General features: G+C 64.6%; 16 protein-coding genes and 1 riboswitch. Of the genes, 6 read left to right on the plus strand and 10 right to left on the minus strand.

The annotated features are described in order from the left end of the window. Positions 1 to 49: 49 nt before the first annotated feature. Together BSY18_RS12330 and BSY18_RS12335 are read left to right on the plus strand one after the other, a co-directional pair. Positions 50 to 1039: a MipA/OmpV family protein gene (locus tag BSY18_RS12330; RefSeq protein ID WP_171900228.1), complete on the plus strand. Its 990-nt coding sequence runs from the start codon at positions 50 to 52 to the stop codon at positions 1037 to 1039. A gap of 65 nt (positions 1040 to 1104) precedes the next feature. Continuing rightward, the gene (locus BSY18_RS12335) at positions 1105 to 2508 is read left to right on the plus strand and encodes a hypothetical protein (protein WP_069050790.1); all 1404 of its coding nucleotides are present in this window, start codon (positions 1105 to 1107) and stop codon (positions 2506 to 2508) included. 6 nt (positions 2509 to 2514) lie between these two features. Here the strand turns inward: BSY18_RS12335 and BSY18_RS12340 are convergent, their stop codons facing one another. The 3 genes from BSY18_RS12340 to BSY18_RS12350 all read right to left on the minus strand — a co-directional run bounded on the left by BSY18_RS12340 (position 2515) and on the right by BSY18_RS12350 (position 5442). Further along, a complete protein-coding gene (locus BSY18_RS12340; protein ID WP_069050791.1) occupies positions 2515 to 3309 on the minus strand; it encodes a TIGR00266 family protein in 795 nt (264 codons plus the stop codon). A 97-nt stretch (positions 3310 to 3406) separates the two neighbouring features. Beyond that, a complete protein-coding gene (locus BSY18_RS12345) occupies positions 3407 to 4810 on the minus strand; it encodes a hypothetical protein (protein ID WP_069050792.1) in 1404 nt (467 codons plus the stop codon). Then, positions 4807 to 5442, minus strand: a complete 636-nt coding sequence (locus BSY18_RS12350; RefSeq protein ID WP_069050793.1) for an ATP-binding cassette domain-containing protein — start codon at positions 5440 to 5442, stop codon at positions 4807 to 4809. Before BSY18_RS12350 ends, BSY18_RS12345 begins: the two co-directional genes overlap by 4 nt. Positions 5443 to 5519: 77 nt before the next feature. Beyond that, positions 5520 to 5625, plus strand: a riboswitch (TPP riboswitch). A 46-nt stretch (positions 5626 to 5671) separates the two neighbouring features. Here BSY18_RS12350 and thiC point away from each other — a divergent pair. Beyond that, positions 5672 to 7576: a phosphomethylpyrimidine synthase ThiC gene (thiC, locus tag BSY18_RS12355; RefSeq protein ID WP_069050794.1), complete on the plus strand. Its 1905-nt coding sequence runs from the start codon at positions 5672 to 5674 to the stop codon at positions 7574 to 7576. After that, positions 7569 to 8165: a hypothetical protein gene (locus BSY18_RS12360; RefSeq protein WP_236823358.1), complete on the plus strand. Its 597-nt coding sequence runs from the start codon at positions 7569 to 7571 to the stop codon at positions 8163 to 8165. Before thiC ends, BSY18_RS12360 begins: the two co-directional genes overlap by 8 nt. Before the next feature lie 117 nt (positions 8166 to 8282). Here the strand turns inward: BSY18_RS12360 and BSY18_RS12365 are convergent, their stop codons facing one another. Together BSY18_RS12365 and BSY18_RS21420 are read right to left on the minus strand one after the other, a co-directional pair. Continuing rightward, positions 8283 to 8705, minus strand: a complete 423-nt coding sequence (locus BSY18_RS12365) for a hypothetical protein (protein WP_150126273.1) — start codon at positions 8703 to 8705, stop codon at positions 8283 to 8285. Further along, the gene (locus tag BSY18_RS21420; protein ID WP_236823359.1) at positions 8702 to 9613 is read right to left on the minus strand and encodes a DNA/RNA non-specific endonuclease; all 912 of its coding nucleotides are present in this window, start codon (positions 9611 to 9613) and stop codon (positions 8702 to 8704) included. Before BSY18_RS21420 ends, BSY18_RS12365 begins: the two co-directional genes overlap by 4 nt. 289 nt (positions 9614 to 9902) lie before the next feature. On the opposite strand from BSY18_RS21420, the gene BSY18_RS12370 reads away from it, so the two are divergent. Further along, positions 9903 to 10322 carry a hypothetical protein gene (locus tag BSY18_RS12370; protein WP_150126274.1) on the plus strand — a complete coding sequence of 140 codons (420 nt, stop codon included), beginning with the start codon at positions 9903 to 9905 and terminating at the stop codon, positions 10320 to 10322. 121 nt (positions 10323 to 10443) lie between these two features. Then, positions 10444 to 10680: a hypothetical protein gene (locus BSY18_RS12375; protein WP_150126275.1), complete on the plus strand. Its 237-nt coding sequence runs from the start codon at positions 10444 to 10446 to the stop codon at positions 10678 to 10680. Between the two features lie 188 nt (positions 10681 to 10868). On the opposite strand, the gene BSY18_RS12380 is transcribed toward BSY18_RS12375, so the two are convergent. The 5 genes from BSY18_RS12380 to BSY18_RS12400 all read right to left on the minus strand — a co-directional run bounded on the left by BSY18_RS12380 (position 10869) and on the right by BSY18_RS12400 (position 14618). Continuing rightward, positions 10869 to 11318, minus strand: a complete 450-nt coding sequence (locus BSY18_RS12380; RefSeq protein WP_054133910.1) for a pyridoxamine 5'-phosphate oxidase family protein — start codon at positions 11316 to 11318, stop codon at positions 10869 to 10871. A 95-nt stretch (positions 11319 to 11413) separates the two neighbouring features. Next, positions 11414 to 12709: a glycosyltransferase family 87 protein gene (locus BSY18_RS12385; RefSeq protein WP_069050798.1), complete on the minus strand. Its 1296-nt coding sequence runs from the start codon at positions 12707 to 12709 to the stop codon at positions 11414 to 11416. A 23-nt stretch (positions 12710 to 12732) separates the two neighbouring features. After that, positions 12733 to 13182 carry a GtrA family protein gene (locus tag BSY18_RS12390; protein ID WP_069050799.1) on the minus strand — a complete coding sequence of 150 codons (450 nt, stop codon included), beginning with the start codon at positions 13180 to 13182 and terminating at the stop codon, positions 12733 to 12735. A gap of 205 nt (positions 13183 to 13387) precedes the next feature. Then, complete coding sequence (locus BSY18_RS12395; protein WP_069050800.1) at positions 13388 to 13825, minus strand: DUF2141 domain-containing protein; 438 nt, start codon at positions 13823 to 13825, stop codon at positions 13388 to 13390. A 1-nt stretch (position 13826) separates the two neighbouring features. Further along, complete coding sequence (locus BSY18_RS12400; RefSeq protein WP_054133907.1) at positions 13827 to 14618, minus strand: sterol desaturase family protein; 792 nt, start codon at positions 14616 to 14618, stop codon at positions 13827 to 13829. Positions 14619 to 14692 lie beyond the last annotated feature (74 nt).

Raw genomic sequence — 14692 nt, forward strand, 5'->3', positions numbered from 1 at the left:
CCCGGGTGCTTACAGCAGCCGGGGGGCAATTAAATACAGGATGCCCTCAATGATCTTCAAGACCCTTACCGCCCTGGCCCTGGTCGCCGGCGGCAGCAGCGCCGCCCTTGCACAAAGCGCAGCCCAGCCTTCCCCGAATGCCACAGCAGACACCGCCATCATGGGCCCTGTCGATCTTGCCCAGGCGACGCCATCGCCTGCTCCGGATGCAGCCAAGCCCTATGGCCCCACACCCGAGGAGCTCCGGCTGCTCGCCAAGGCCGCGCGCATGTCGCAATCGGTTTTCGCCCAGGATTTCTACATGACCGTCGGCCTGGGTGCCGGGATGGTGCCCAGCTATGAGGGATCGAACCAGTACGTGTTCTTCCCGGCGCCGGTCGTCCAGGGCAGCTACAAGGGCTATAATTTCGGCGCGCGCGGCCCCGGACTGTTTGTCGATCTGATCAAGGACCCGGTGCTGCCCAAGGTCGAATATATCGCAGGTCCCGTGATCCGCGCGCGCATCGAGCGCAACAACCGCATCCGCGACGCGGTGGTCAAGCGCCTCGGCAGTCGCCCGATCGCGGTCGAGACCGGTGCCACCGGCGGGGTCAAGATCAACCGCATCTTCAACCGCTTCGACAGCCTGACCTTCCAGGCTGATGCGGTGTTCGACATTTCGGGCGCGCATTCGGGCGCAATCGTCACCCCGCAGGTCAGCTACAACCGCCTGCTCGGCACCAAGGGCGTGGTCAACATCTCGGCCTCGGCCGATTTGGTCGATGGCGATTTTGCCGACTATTACTTCAGCGTCGACGCCGCGGGCAGCGCGGCATCGGGCCTGCCCCGCTATCGCGCGGGCGGCGGCCTCAAGTCGATCGGCACCAGCGCACTGGTCGGCCTAGACCTTTCGGGCAATGCGCTCGATGGCGGCTGGGGCGTGTTCGTGCTGGGCAGCTATTCGCGGCTGCAGGGCGACATCGCCGACAGCCCGATCGTCGCCATCCGCGGCGATGCAGACCAGTTCTTCGGCGGCATGGGCGTGACCTACACCTTCTGATCGCCTAGAAGCCCTTCTGGTCAGCCTGGCGGCAGGCCGATCACGCTGACCAGGAGGGGGGATGTATGGGCCGGACATTACCACGCGCGCTGACCGGGTTTGCAGCGCTGGCGCTGACCGGCACGTCCGGCTCTGCACTGCCTGCCCCGGCGGGACCCGCCGCGTCCGTCGCAGCGCGGACGCCGCCGGTCAGCCTGCACATCACCCGGTCGTCGGGCGACAGCGTTCAGGCCGAATACCGGCTGGCCCGCCCGACCCGCGCGCTGCATTTCGCGCCCCCGCTCGATGGCTATCGCGCACGGGACTGGAAGAGCCTGCCGGGTGAATTCCGCTGGGTGCGCGAGGGCGATGGCGAGCGGATCGAACGCACCGACGGCAAGCCGTTCGCGCGGCTTAGCCTCGACATCCCCGTGCGCTACAGCGCGCTCGAAAAGGCCTATGCGCCGTTTTCCCCGTTCAGCGATGGCGGGGTGCTGGTTTATTCGGGGCACTTCCAGGCCTGCCCTGCGCTTCCCTGCAAGGGTACCGAGCCACTCGCCGTGTCCATCGCGGCCGAAGGCGAAACGATCGGCGTGGGCGGCAAGCGCAGCGCGAACACCGCCGCCTTTGTCAGCCGCGAGGAAGGGACGAACGTCTATATCGGCAGCGCCCAGCCGGTCCCCACCTCGGGCTTTCTCGCGATCGTCGATCCGGCGCTGCAACCTGTGCTGCGCGACCATCTGCTCGAATCGCTGCCGCAATCGATGCGCGACTTCGCCGCCATCTACGGCCCGCTGTCGATCACGCCCGAACTCTATGTCTCGCTCGATCCCAAGCCGCCATCGGGCACCAGCCTCTCCAGCCAGGGCGGGACGCTGCCCGGCCAGGTGTTTATCCACCTCTACGGCGATGGCTGGCGCAAGCCGATCAAGCTGGGCGATGTGGTGTGGCTCGACTGGTTCTTCGCGCATGAGGCCGCGCATTTCTTCCAGCGCGCGGGGACAAACGACGTGATCGGCCCCGATTCGCAGGCGTGGATCCATGAGGGCGGCGCCGACGCAATGGCGGCGCTGGTGATGCGCGGCCGCAGCGACACCGAACGCAGCTATGTCACCCGGCGCATTGCCGAGGCGCGCAAGGCCTGTGCTGCAGGGCTCACCGAGGTCGCGCTGAACGCGGCGTCGCGCGCGGGCAAGTTCGATCTGCATTATCAGTGCGGCATGCTGATCGCGCTGGCGATCGACGCCGATGTCCGGCGCGGATCGGGCGGGGCAAAGAGCCTGCACGACGTCAACCGCCGCTTCTTCGCCACCGTGCGCGCGGGCACGCCCTGGAACGGCCGCAGCTTTCTCGATGCCGCGCGCTGCACTGGCCTCAGCGCGCCGACGCTGGCCACGATCACCGCGATCACCAGCCAGAAGCTGGCCGACCCCGCCCGGCAGATCGACACGATGCTGCGCCAGGCGGGGATGGATCCGGCTGCGCCCTGACGCGACTCAGTTGCCGCTGATCAGATCGCCCAGCGATCCGAGCGCCGAGCCCTCGCCGCGGTTCGGCCCGCCCCGGCTGCCTGCCGCAGCCAACATCCGTCCGGCGAGCCGCGAGAACGGCAGCGACTGGATCCACACATGGCCCGGACCGCGCAGCCGCGCGAAGAACAGCCCCTCGCCGCCGAACAGCGACGACTTGATTCCGCCGGCCGAGATCAGATCGAAGTCCACGCTCGAAGTGAACGCCGCAACGCAGCCGGTATCGACATGCAGCTCTTCGCCGGGCGCCAGCTCGCGCTCGATCAGCGCTCCGCCCATCTGCACAAACACCATGCCATCGCCTTCGAGCTTCTGCATGATGAAGCCCTCGCCGCCGAACAGCCCGGTGAGGATGCGCTTCTGGAAATGAATGCCGATCGACACGCCCTTTGCCGCCGCGAGAAAGCTGTCCTTCTGGCAGATCAGCCTGCCGCCATAACACGTGAGGTCGAGCGGCAGGATGTTGCCCGGGGTAGGCGCGCCGAAGGCGACGCGCGCCTTGCCCGATCCGGTGTGCGTGAACACCGTGGTGAACAGGCTTTCGCCGGTGACCAGACGCTTGCCCGCGCCGAGCAGCGCCCCCATGAAGCCGCCACCCTGGTTGGCGCTGCCATCGCCGAACACCGTGGTCATCTCGATGCTGGCATCCTTCCACACCATCGCTCCTGCTTCGGCCACCGCACTCTCGCCGGGGTCGAGCTCGATTTCGACGAACTGCAGTTCCTGTCCCTTGATTTCGTAGTCGATTTCGTGCGCGGGCATGTTTGGGCTCCTGATGGTGGGTGTTGGCGGAAGATTATCGCGCGACTGTGACAGCGGCAATGCATCGGGTCACAGGGCCAGGACGAATGTTCAGGCGCTAGCTGGACAGATAGACGTACCAGCCGATCAGCAGCACGACGCGCGGAGCGAACGACGAACCCGTCAGCGCCGCCAGCGCGATCGCAACAACCGAGGCGGCACCTCCGCTCGCCAGCGCCAGCAGCAGCGGGTCTGCCGATCCGCGCGCTGCTGCTGCAGGAACCGCGAGCAGCAGCGACCAGCCCGTTCCTGCCAGCACGAAGGCGAAGCGCCGGACAGCAGGCGACATCGGGGTGGTCAGCGCAAGCTTGAGCAGGCCGCGCGCCTCGCTGCGCCCGGCATGCGCGCTGAGGCCAAAGATGAGCAGCAACAGCGCAAGCGGGCTGCCGACATGGCGATAGTCCCCGTACAGACCTGCAAGCGCAGCGGCGGCGGCGAGCAGCAGGAAAAGCCGCCCCGCACCGATCAGCCGGGCCTCTGCTATCACCAGCCCCGCAAGGCGCGATCGTGCAGCTTTTGCGGGGGGTGCATCGCTCTGCGCCGGGGCTGGCGGCCCCGCAGACAGCAGCCGGGCAATCCGCCCCTGCCGGGCCTGGCTGCGTCTCGACCGGTGCGGGCGGTAGATCCCACCTGCGAGCAGCACCAAGGCAAACGCAACGGCGACCCAGCCCAGGCGCGCAGCGACGTAGCCGGGCGCATGCAGCCCGGCCATCACGTCCAGCGCAATCCGCCCCGCGCCGAGATCGCGGGGCGCGCCGATGATGATGTTGCTGTTGTCCGCAGGCTGAGGACCGACAAGCGGACGGACAAAGCCGCCATAATCCAGCATGTTGGCAGCTAGGCTGGATGGCTGGTCCGCAGTTATGATCGGCGCGACGAGCGAAAACATCCAGATGAAGAAATAGCACAGGTCACCCAGTGCACCGCGCAGCCATGGCACCGCATCGAACAGGATGCGCAAGGCCGCTAGCCCGATCAAAGCGGGCGCCGCCACCAGCCACAGGGCATAGGCGATCAACCAGGGCTGCCAGGGGCCCGTGGCCATCAGCCAGCCCAGGAACCAGCCTGCGACGGTCAGCGTGCACAGCGACGCGAGCAGCACCGCAGCATCAGCGAGAAATCGCCCCATCAGCATCGCAACGCGCGGCGCGGCGGTCACCTCTTCCACCTGCCAGGGCTGGCGGCGGTTGGTGTTGGCGCGCAGATAGATATAGCCTGCGGGCAGCAGCAGCGTCGTCACCACGATGCCCAGCCACACGCCCAGCACCGGCGAGGTCAGCACCGGAAGCTGATCGTTCACCGCAATCGCGATGCCCTTGCCGCTTTCATCCGATATCATGAAGCGCGCGCCCACGGGCGCGATCAGCAGCAGCAGCCACAGGCCCCAACTGCGCTGATAGCGGATCAGGCTGGTGACGAGCGACGACCGGAGCACCGCGCCGGTTTGCGGCCCTGCAATCATGCCGGCACGACCCTGCCCTGATCGACGCGCAGCACCTGAACCGCTGCCGGAGCCAGCGCATCGGCGAGGTGCGTGGTCATCACCACCACCGCCTCGCGGGCGCGTTCGACGATCAGCTCGCTCAGCCGCGCTGCAGTCTCGCCGTCCAGTTCTGCCGTGGGTTCATCCAGCGCCAGCAGCCGGGGTGCGCCCAGCATAGCCTGCGCGAAAATCAGCCGCCGCCGCATGCCGCCTGAGAAGGTCGAGATGCGGTTGTTGATATCGGCGTGCAGCCCGATCCGCTCGGTGATCGCTCCGAACTGCACATCTGCCTCGCGCGCATCCAGCCCCTTCAGCGCGGCCATGTGCAGCGCGAATTCGCGCGCGGTCAGATCATCGGGCAGTTCGACCGCCTGCGGGGCATAGCCCAATGTGGCGCGCAGCGCCTGCCGTGCGCCCGGCAGCGCGGCGCCATCCCAGGCGACTTCCCCCTTGTTGGGCTTTTCCGCCGTGGCGATCAGCCGCAACAGCGTGGACTTGCCCGCCCCGCTCGGCCCGACCAACAGGGTGAGCCCGACCGGAAAGCTCGCGGAAACCGCATCCAGCACCGTCTTGCGGCCATAGGATCGTGATATCTGTGTCAACTTCAGCATATCGCTGTGTTATAGCGGTAATACAGTGCGCGCAAGCGGATTTCTCTGGTCAAGCCGCACCGGACCCCCTAATCTCCCGCCCATCCCCGGGGAGCCGAGCGGCTGAGAGGTGGGCGTTGCGCCCCACGACCCGTTGAACCTGAACCGGCTGATACCGGCGGAGGGAGGGAGCGGCGTTGTTTCCTTGGCGCCCGCATCCGCTCTCCCGTCGTCCAAGGAGAGTTTACCCATGGCAGATATCCACGCACGCACCGAAATCGGCGTTACCACCGGCCCCATTCGCGGCAGCCGCAAGGTGCATGTCGCGACCAAATCGGGCAGCGGCATCCGCGTTGCGATGCGCGAGATCGATCTCGCCGGTGGCGAGCCGTCCGTCCGCGTCTACGACACCTCGGGCCCGTACACCGACGCAGAAGCGCATATCGACATTTCCGCAGGCCTGCCCGAGCTGCGCCGCGACTGGATCTGGAACCGCGGCGATGTCGAGGTGGTCGACCAGCGCGAGGTCAAGCCCGAAGACAACGGCCAGCTCGGCCCCGATCGGTCGGGCGGCGTGCCCGCCTTCCCCAACGTCCGCAAGCAGGTGCTCCGCGCGAAGCCCGGCATGAACGTCAGCCAGATGCATTATGCCCGCCGCGGCATCATCACGCCGGAAATGGAATATGTTGCCGAGCGCGAGAACCTGGGCCGCGAACGGCTCGCGGAATACAAGCGCGACGGCAACAGCTTTGGCGCCTCGATCCCCGACTACGTCACCCCCGAGTTTGTTCGCGATGAGCTGGCGCGCGGCCGTGCTATCATCCCCAGCAACATCAACCACCCCGAAAGCGAGCCGATGGCGATCGGCCGCAACTTCCTGGTCAAGATCAACGCCAATATCGGCAACAGCGCGGTCGCATCGAACGTAGCCTCCGAGGTCGACAAGATGGTGTGGTCGATCCGCTGGGGCGCGGACACCGTGATGGACCTCTCCACCGGCCGCAACATCCACGACACCCGCGAATGGATCCTGCGCAACAGCCCCGTGCCGATCGGCACCGTTCCGATCTATCAGGCGCTGGAAAAGGTCGGCGGCGTCGCCGAGGAGCTGACCTGGGAGATCTTCCGCGATACTTTGATCGAACAGGCCGAACAGGGTGTGGACTATTTCACGATCCACGCAGGCGTGCGGCTCGCGTACATCCCGATGGCGGCGAAGCGCGTCACCGGCATCGTCTCGCGCGGCGGCTCGATCATGGCGAAATGGTGCCTGGCGCATCACAAGGAAAGCTTCCTCTACGAGCATTTCGACGAGATCACCGAGATCATGAAGGCGTACGACATCGCCTATTCGCTGGGCGATGGCCTGCGCCCCGGATCGATCGCCGATGCCAATGACGAGGCGCAGTTCAGCGAACTCTACACGCTGGGCGAGCTGACCCACCGCGCGTGGAAATCCGACGTGCAGGTGATGATCGAAGGGCCCGGCCATGTGCCGATGCACAAGATCAAGGAGAACATGGAAAAGCAGCTGGAGGTGTGCGGCGAGGCGCCGTTCTACACCCTGGGCCCGCTCACCACCGACATCGCGCCGGGATATGACCACATCACCAGCGGCATCGGCGCGGCGCAGATCGGCTGGTACGGCACCGCGATGCTCTGCTACGTCACGCCCAAGGAGCATCTGGGCCTGCCCGATCGCGACGACGTGAAGGTCGGCGTGGTCACCTACAAGCTCGCCGCGCACGCCGCCGATCTCGCCAAGGGCCACCCGGCAGCGCAGGTGCGCGATGATGCGCTGAGCAAGGCGCGCTTCGAGTTCCGCTGGCGCGACCAGTTCCACCTCAGCCTCGATCCCGACACCGCCGAGCAGTATCACGACCAGACCTTGCCCGCAGAAGGCGCAAAGACCGCGCATTTCTGCTCGATGTGCGGGCCCAAGTTCTGCTCGATGCAGATCAGCCAGGAGGTCCGCGACTTCGCCAGCAAGCAGAACCAGGGGGTAGAGGGCTTCATCGCCACCGGGCCGAGCGGGGCGGAAACGGCAGCGGCAAGCCGCGAAGCCGCGCTCAAGGGCATGGCAGAGATGAGCCAGCTATACGAGGACATGGGCCGCGAACTGTATCTGGGCGCGGGCGACCGCGAGCATGATTGAGCCGGTGAAGGCCGCGCTGGCAGCCGCATCGCTCGCGGTGCTGCTGCTCGCGGGCTGCGGGTCCGAACCCGCAGCCGAGCGGGCGGAGACGAAGCCTGATGCTGCGGTCGTCGAAGATGCGCCTCAGGCGGCAGACGCGGCGCAGCCGACGCCCGCCATCGCGACGGCGCGGACGCTGACGCTTGAGGGCTATGGCGGGCTGACGATCGGCAAACCGGTGCCCGCAGGATCGCCCTGGGCCGCGCGCGGCGCGCAGATTTCCGATGGCTGCACCACGCTCAGCGCCCCCGATTGGCCCGGCGCTTATGCCATCGTCGAGGAAAATGTCGTCCGCCGCATCACGGTGAGCGATGAGTCGAAGGCGAAGCTGGTCGAGGGCATCGGCCCCGGATCGACCGAGGCCGAGGTCCGCAAGGCCTTCCCCTCGTTCGTCGCCGAGCCCCACAAATACGTCGACGCCCCCGCCAAATACCTGACCCAGCCCGGCGATGATCCCAGGCTGCGCTTCGAGATCGACGCCGAAGACAAGGTCAGCCTGGTGCACGTCGGGGTTAGGCCGACGCTGGAGTATGTCGAGGGGTGCGCTTAGGGGTTGGGTGGCGCTGGCGGTCAACGACAGACGCGAGCTACCGGGGCAAGGCTTAACCGTGACATCGCCATGGGATGCCGGATGGCATCAGCCGCTCAACAGCCTTAAAGCATTTGATCAAAGCTCTACATCCCAAGTGCCAAACGGCATTGGCGGGTAAATAATGGGATGCTTCCCAAAATACGAAAAGACAACTTCGTCCCGACGATCAAATTCATATTCAGGTTCGATATCTCCCTTGTAAAGCAATTTTGTGCTAGCCTTGCCGTCTTTAATGAACAGTTCTACTGCCTCACATCTATTCTTGGTCGGGGCAGTATACTTGAAATCTCTCATAAGTTCTACATTTTCCATATCATCATCAACGACAAGGGAGTATTCTATAGTGCTTTCTTTCCCGATGAATACGTTGTAGGTCACTCCATCAAGAGAAAGGCTACTCAGAAGCAGAATTCCCCTGTTGTTCATGCCATGCTTGGCCAGCAGATTGCGAGCAACCTCGGCAATAATATCTGCCATTTCCTCCTGCCAGTCACTCATTGCGGTTTCCTTCTTGGCTTTCGAGGCCCTTTAGGACTTGGGCGATTTTCAATTGTCGTATATTCCATTTTCCCACCGATGTTATACCAAATGTTTAGGTGGTCAGGCCGTCGGGATCCTTTTGGATATATAATCGTCATCGACAGGCTCACAGGCTTGCCCTGGGCCTTGGCATCGAACCATTTTTGTTCGAGCACCCGATATTTGCCACGATTGATCGATGCGTCCTGCGCGAAATGGTTGAAGGCATCTCTGGGACCGTTGAACCGGTGCGCGATGAAATGCCCACCGTCATCCGTCGGCAACCGGTCAGGCTTGCCCGCATTGCGCTGCGCTGATCTTGACCGCGGCGTTCTGGCGTCGATCGAAAGGTCGGGGACGTCGATCTGGCGTGGATCGTTGTTCTCATCCAGCCAGTAGATATAGCCGTTGCGTTTGACCTTCCGCCAGGTTGGCGACCTGACGGGCCGCGCAAGTGCAGGATTGACCGATGGGCGCGGTTTGACCGGTCCTGGAAGGATGGTAGCCTGCGCAGGCGCGCTTCGAGGAATCGGTTTTGGCTTGGGCTTGACCTGACCACCAGTTGATCCTCTCGCGTCCCATGAACCACTGGCACCCCCGCCACCGAAGGAACCATCGCCCCTAACCGGTCGGCGCGGTGGATGGCCTTGAACATCCACCCGGTGCGGAGGCCTACGAGGCGGCGAGCTTGCCTGTCGTGCCGCACGCCCCTGCCCGCCCGACCCGTAATGCCGCCCGGTGCCGGCAAAGGTGAAACGACCGTTCTCCGGGTCGTGCCAGGGATTGAACTTGCGCTCAATCGCGCGAATCGTTCCCCGATCAGGCCAGCGCCCCGTTCGCAACCATATTGCAAAGCCATTGCGCGTGCCATCGGACGAACCCTGCATAGTGCCGCTCCATCAAGGGAAACCGGCAAGAACATATCAGCAACATTTTCCAACAAGTCAATCGACGGTAGAAAAGCTTCAGCAGGGGAACCCTAAACGACATTGCGTGACTAGTAATGGATACCCACCGTTTCAGTAACTTAGGTCTGGATAAGGCTCGCTGCAGGTTGTCGCCGGCCATCTGCTCCGTTTCGGATGCAATAGCGCTGCAGAGGGTGCTTCTAATCGAGTCGCTGGTTTATGCTCACTCTCGCGGCTCGAAGCTGCAGCAAGAGCCGGGGGCGAAACAGTGAGGCGTATCAAAATAGCTTTGGCGCTGGCGCTTTCCGCCGCCTCGGTCATGACCCCGCCCGCGTGGACCATGGCGCCCAAGGACTCTCAAGCCATGCCGATGGACTTTTCCCATGTCACCAGCCGCGCGCAGGCCGAAGCCCTGGTCAAGCGTGGGGAGCTGGTCAGGATACGCTTCTTCCCCAAAAGGTTCGGCGGGCGGGCTGACAGGGAGAACATCGGCTATGTCCCTCCGGGCGCGCTGATGATGATCGACTTTGCCAACGACCGGGTCAGCGGGCTGATCGACCTGAAGGCCATCGATCGCCTGGTGGTGGAACCCAAATATCGCGGCAAAAGCATCGTTCCGGTTCAGATCGTCTACATCTGCTCGGGCGAGGGCGAAGCCACGATCGACATGACCCTCAATATCTGGTGAGCGCAGATGCTTGCATTCGCGCACCGGAGCCCCGCTCTGCAGGGCGGCCTGCTTCTGTAGGTGCGCCTCGGGCAGGTGCCGGTACGGGGTTGCCGGTAAACGGTCATCGGGTTCGGGGATCATGACTCGAGACAAGGACCGCCCCGCCAATCCGGCAGGCCGGATGACGCGCGAAATCGACCCAGGCGTGCCTCGAACGCCGGACGAAGATATTGGCGTTCGCTCGACCGATATCGGCAGCTTCCTGCCGGAAGCGACGTATCGCGCTGTGCCCATCGTGTGGTTCGTCAGCGCGCTGATGGTCCAGTTTTTCGCGCTGGCATTCCTGCTGTCGTTGCCCGTATCGGCGTCGCGATAGTCGCGCTTTCGACGGTGGTGAGTGTGATGGTCCGCTACTGGACATTCAGGCGCGGCATGTCGCGCGCATCGCGCGCATGGAAGATAGCGACCGATGTCTTTTTGCTGCTGAACTGGGCCTGCTTGTCGGGAATCGCGTTGGTGCGATAGGTGCTTCAAGAGCGAGAACCTCCGTGCGAGGCGCCCCCGTCACCCGACCACGAAATCCCCCTCGTCCTCGCCATCCCAATACGCCACCCGGCTCGCGCGGACGTGGAGCATGACCAGGCCTTCGGTGTCGATGCCCTGTTCGAACCATCGTTCGAGATCCTTGCTCCAGTGCTTGGCGAACTGCGCCTTGTCGCGCACGATGTCGGCGGTGCCCTCGACCGCGATGAAGATGCCCGGCTTGCCGAACAGCGAGGTATTGCCCTGCAGCGACAGGCCGACTTTTGGATCGCGCTTGATGTCGTCGACCATACGGCAGTCTTCCCAGGTGAAGTAATAGCTGTCGCCGTCGTAGTCGACCTCGCGGTTGTTGCTCATCGGCCGTCCGCCGATCGCGCCGCCTTCGGCATGGGTGTTGAGCATCGCGAAATCGATGTCCCGCATGGCCTTGGCGATGTGGGTGAGCTGCTGGGCGTGGGTGGTATCGGGCATTGGGGCGTCTCCTGGCGGGTGTGCCAAGGATGCGCGCGACCCGGCGGAAGGTTCCGCGGCGGCTGTCAGCGGACCGGTTTGACCCGTGAGCGGGATCAGGCCAGTTCGATCTGCCGGGGCTCGCTCGCCTGGGCCCGGGGCGCAGCGGTCGGCGCGGAGGCATCGGTTGCGATGGTTGCGGGAATGTCGCTGCCGCGCACGCGTACCGCGCGCCGCATCGCCAGTGCCACCAGCGCGATCAGCAGCAGCAGCGGGGGCGCCATCAGCGAGAGCGGATCGCGGCCGACGCCGGCGATCTCGGGCTCCTGCGCAAAGGCGGTGAACAGGCCATAGCCGGTGCCGACCCAGCACAAGGCGAGCAGCGCGAACTGTTCGATCGGGCGGGTGCGTTCGAGCAGCCCGGGCAGGACGAAGGCCAGCCCCACGCCCAGGATGCACAGGTCGTAATCATAATTGTACGGGCTGACGAACAGCGATGCGGCACATGCGCTCGCGGCGAGCAGCTGCGGCGGCAGCTTGCGCCACCAGCCATAGAACAGCAGCGCGATCACTCCGGCGGCGCACACCGCGTGCACCGCAAACGCCATGTCCGAGGACAGCCCGGCACTGCGCGCGGTGGCGTAGATCGATGTCATGCGGAACAGCGGGTATTTGCCCTGCGCCAGATAGGCGCTCGATTCGCGCACGCCATCAAGGAACGCCGGCCAGATCGACAGGCCGAAGACGAAGGTGGGCAGCGCCAGCGCGGCGATGACGATGCCGGCGGCGATGAACATCGCCTGCCAGCGGCGCTCGACCAGAGCGAGCAGCGAGATCGCCGCGGCCAGATGCGGCTTGATCACCATCAGCCCCAGGGGAATGCCCGCCCGGGAGCTGCGCTGCTGCAGCGCGAGCAGGAAGGTGCCGATCAGGGCGCCGGTGAGAAAGCCGTTCTGTCCGGTCATCACGGTGAGCAGGATCACGGGCAGGATCGCGACGATCACGCCGGGCAGATGGTCGCCCGCAATCCGCCTGAGCACGGTGATGTAGAAGGCCAAAGTCAGCCCCACGAACAGGCCATAGGCCCATCCCAGCGGCAGCGCGGCCAGCGCGGTGACGAACAGGGTGAACGGCGGCGGATAGGTCCACGGCATGAACACCTTGACCCCGGTGAAGTCCTTTTGCGCGACCTCCATCTTCGCCATGTTGTAGCTGTCGTTGGCCCGGCCTTCCTGGCCCAGCTTCCCCGCGACATAAAAGGCGTGGAAATCGACCACCGTCTTGTCGCTGCCCGGCGGAACCGGGGTCTGATAGGATATCGCCGCGAAGGTCAGCAGCATGGCGGCAACGGTCAGCGCGGCCTTGAGCAGCAGACGGCTGGTTGCGATCGGGTGAAGATAGGCCTGGGTCATGGATCGGTCGGACGCGGCGGGCCTCAGGCCGGCGGAGCGGCGGCCACGGCATAGGGCGCGGCGCCCGCAGCCTTGGTGTTGAACACGAAGCGGCGGTCGAGCTGATATTTCACGAAATAGCCGATGCCGAGCCCCAGCAGCGCGCCCGCGACGCGCGCGTCGTGCGTGTGCCAGGTGAACCAGAACAAGGTCTCGGTACCCCAGAAGATCAGCGTCGTGACCACGCCCATCAGCGTGTAGAGCGAGAATTTCTGCGCATGGGCGGCAACACCGCGGCTGTGATCGGCAAAGATCCAGCGCTTGTCGAGCAGGTACTTGACCACCAGCCCGACTCCGGTCCCGGCGGCGAGCGCGAGGTAGTAAACCAGCGCCTGGTCGTCAAAGGCGAGGATCGCCGATTGCGTGCCCAGATTGGCCGTGGTGGCAAGGATGGCGAAGGCGCCATAATGCAGCGCGAGGGTCAGGTTGCTCACAGCGCACCCCTTTCAAACGCCAGTGCGTGCGGCTGAACCCCAGGATTTCGCTCGGCAGCTGGCATCGAACACCCCATCTTCGCCCCCGTCGCGACATGCAGACAGGGGGCTTTGGAGCGAGGATAGGATCGGCTGGCTTAGATTTCGTTAACGCAACGCGGATGGCGGGCGATGAAGGCGCCGACTGTGGCCGACAGCCTGATGCCTACAGATAGTATTTGATCTTCACCCGCTGGCTGGTGCCTGCGCCCTGGGCCACGAAGACCACCTGCGAAAAGCGCGGCGGGCCGAAGCTGAAGCTGGGATTGCGCGAGAAGCCGATGCCTTCCTTGGGAATACCGGCAAAGGTGTCGAGCTTGCTGTTGCCGTTCTCGTCGTGGACGATGGCGAGTGCATACTGGCCTGCGGGCAGGTTGGAGAAGCGCGCGACGCCATCCTTTGCTCGCGCCGTCATTCGGCGCGCCGCAGGATCGTCCTCGCAATCGGGAAAGCTGCGTTCGTTGGCGGTCAGGCAAAGCTGGAGCAGTCCCTTGGACGAGCGCAGATGATCGACGGTGATGTCGATATCGCTCAGCGGAGCGGCCCCCGGCAGGACAGACAGCGCGGCCAGGCCGAGCGCCAGAGTCTTGGGCAATGCCACCATATCAACTCCCAGAATGTGCAGAACGCGCGGCGTCGAGCGCCGCATTTGCCTGCCCCTTGTGCGATCCCGTTGCAGGGAACTCCCCCAGCCCCTTGTCCGTACCGCATAGCCTGTCCCAGAAACGGAAATAAAGCCCGTAATTGCAGGTGTAGCGCGCATGGTGGTGCTGATGGTGGCTGGCGGTTATCAGTCCCTTGCCTAACGGCCCGTGAACAAGCCAGCGCGGAAACAGCTCCCAGCCCATATGGTTGGTCACTCCCATCAGCGTCATGATACCCAGCACCAGCCCCAGCATCGCGGCATGGATGGGGATGACGAACACCAGCACGGGGATCACGATTGCCCCGGTGAGCGCCTCGATCGGGTGAAAGCTCATCGCCGCCCAGGCGGTGGGCGGGCGGCTGTCATGGTGCACCGCATGCGCGATGCGGAACCATCTGGGCTGGTGCATCCAGCGATGAGTCCAGTAAAACCAGGTATCGTGCGCAAAAAGATAGGCGATCACCGAAACCGGCAGATACCACAAGGGATAGGCGCTCCAGTCGGTATAGACCTGCGTCCAACCATGGTTCTGCCAGCCCCAGGCGACCACGCCGGTGGGGATGCCATAGATCGCCGCGCTGTACAGCGACCAGCGGATTTCCCGGCCGATCTGCGGCTTCATACCCTTGTACAGCCCCGGGCGGACCTTGTCGGTCAGCCACGCAAACAGGCCGCTGGTCAGCAGATAGCGCACACCGACAATCAGCGTCATCGCCAGCGCCGACAGCGCGATGTGAGAGGAACCGAGCATCGTCACGCTGTAGCGTGGTTATGCTGCGCTGCAAAGCGGTCCCTGAACCCTTCCCCTGCGCCGCTGGCTGCGCT

The sequence above is a fragment of the Blastomonas sp. RAC04 genome, from assembly GCF_001713435.1.
GTDB lineage: Bacteria > Pseudomonadota > Alphaproteobacteria > Sphingomonadales > Sphingomonadaceae > Blastomonas > Blastomonas fulva.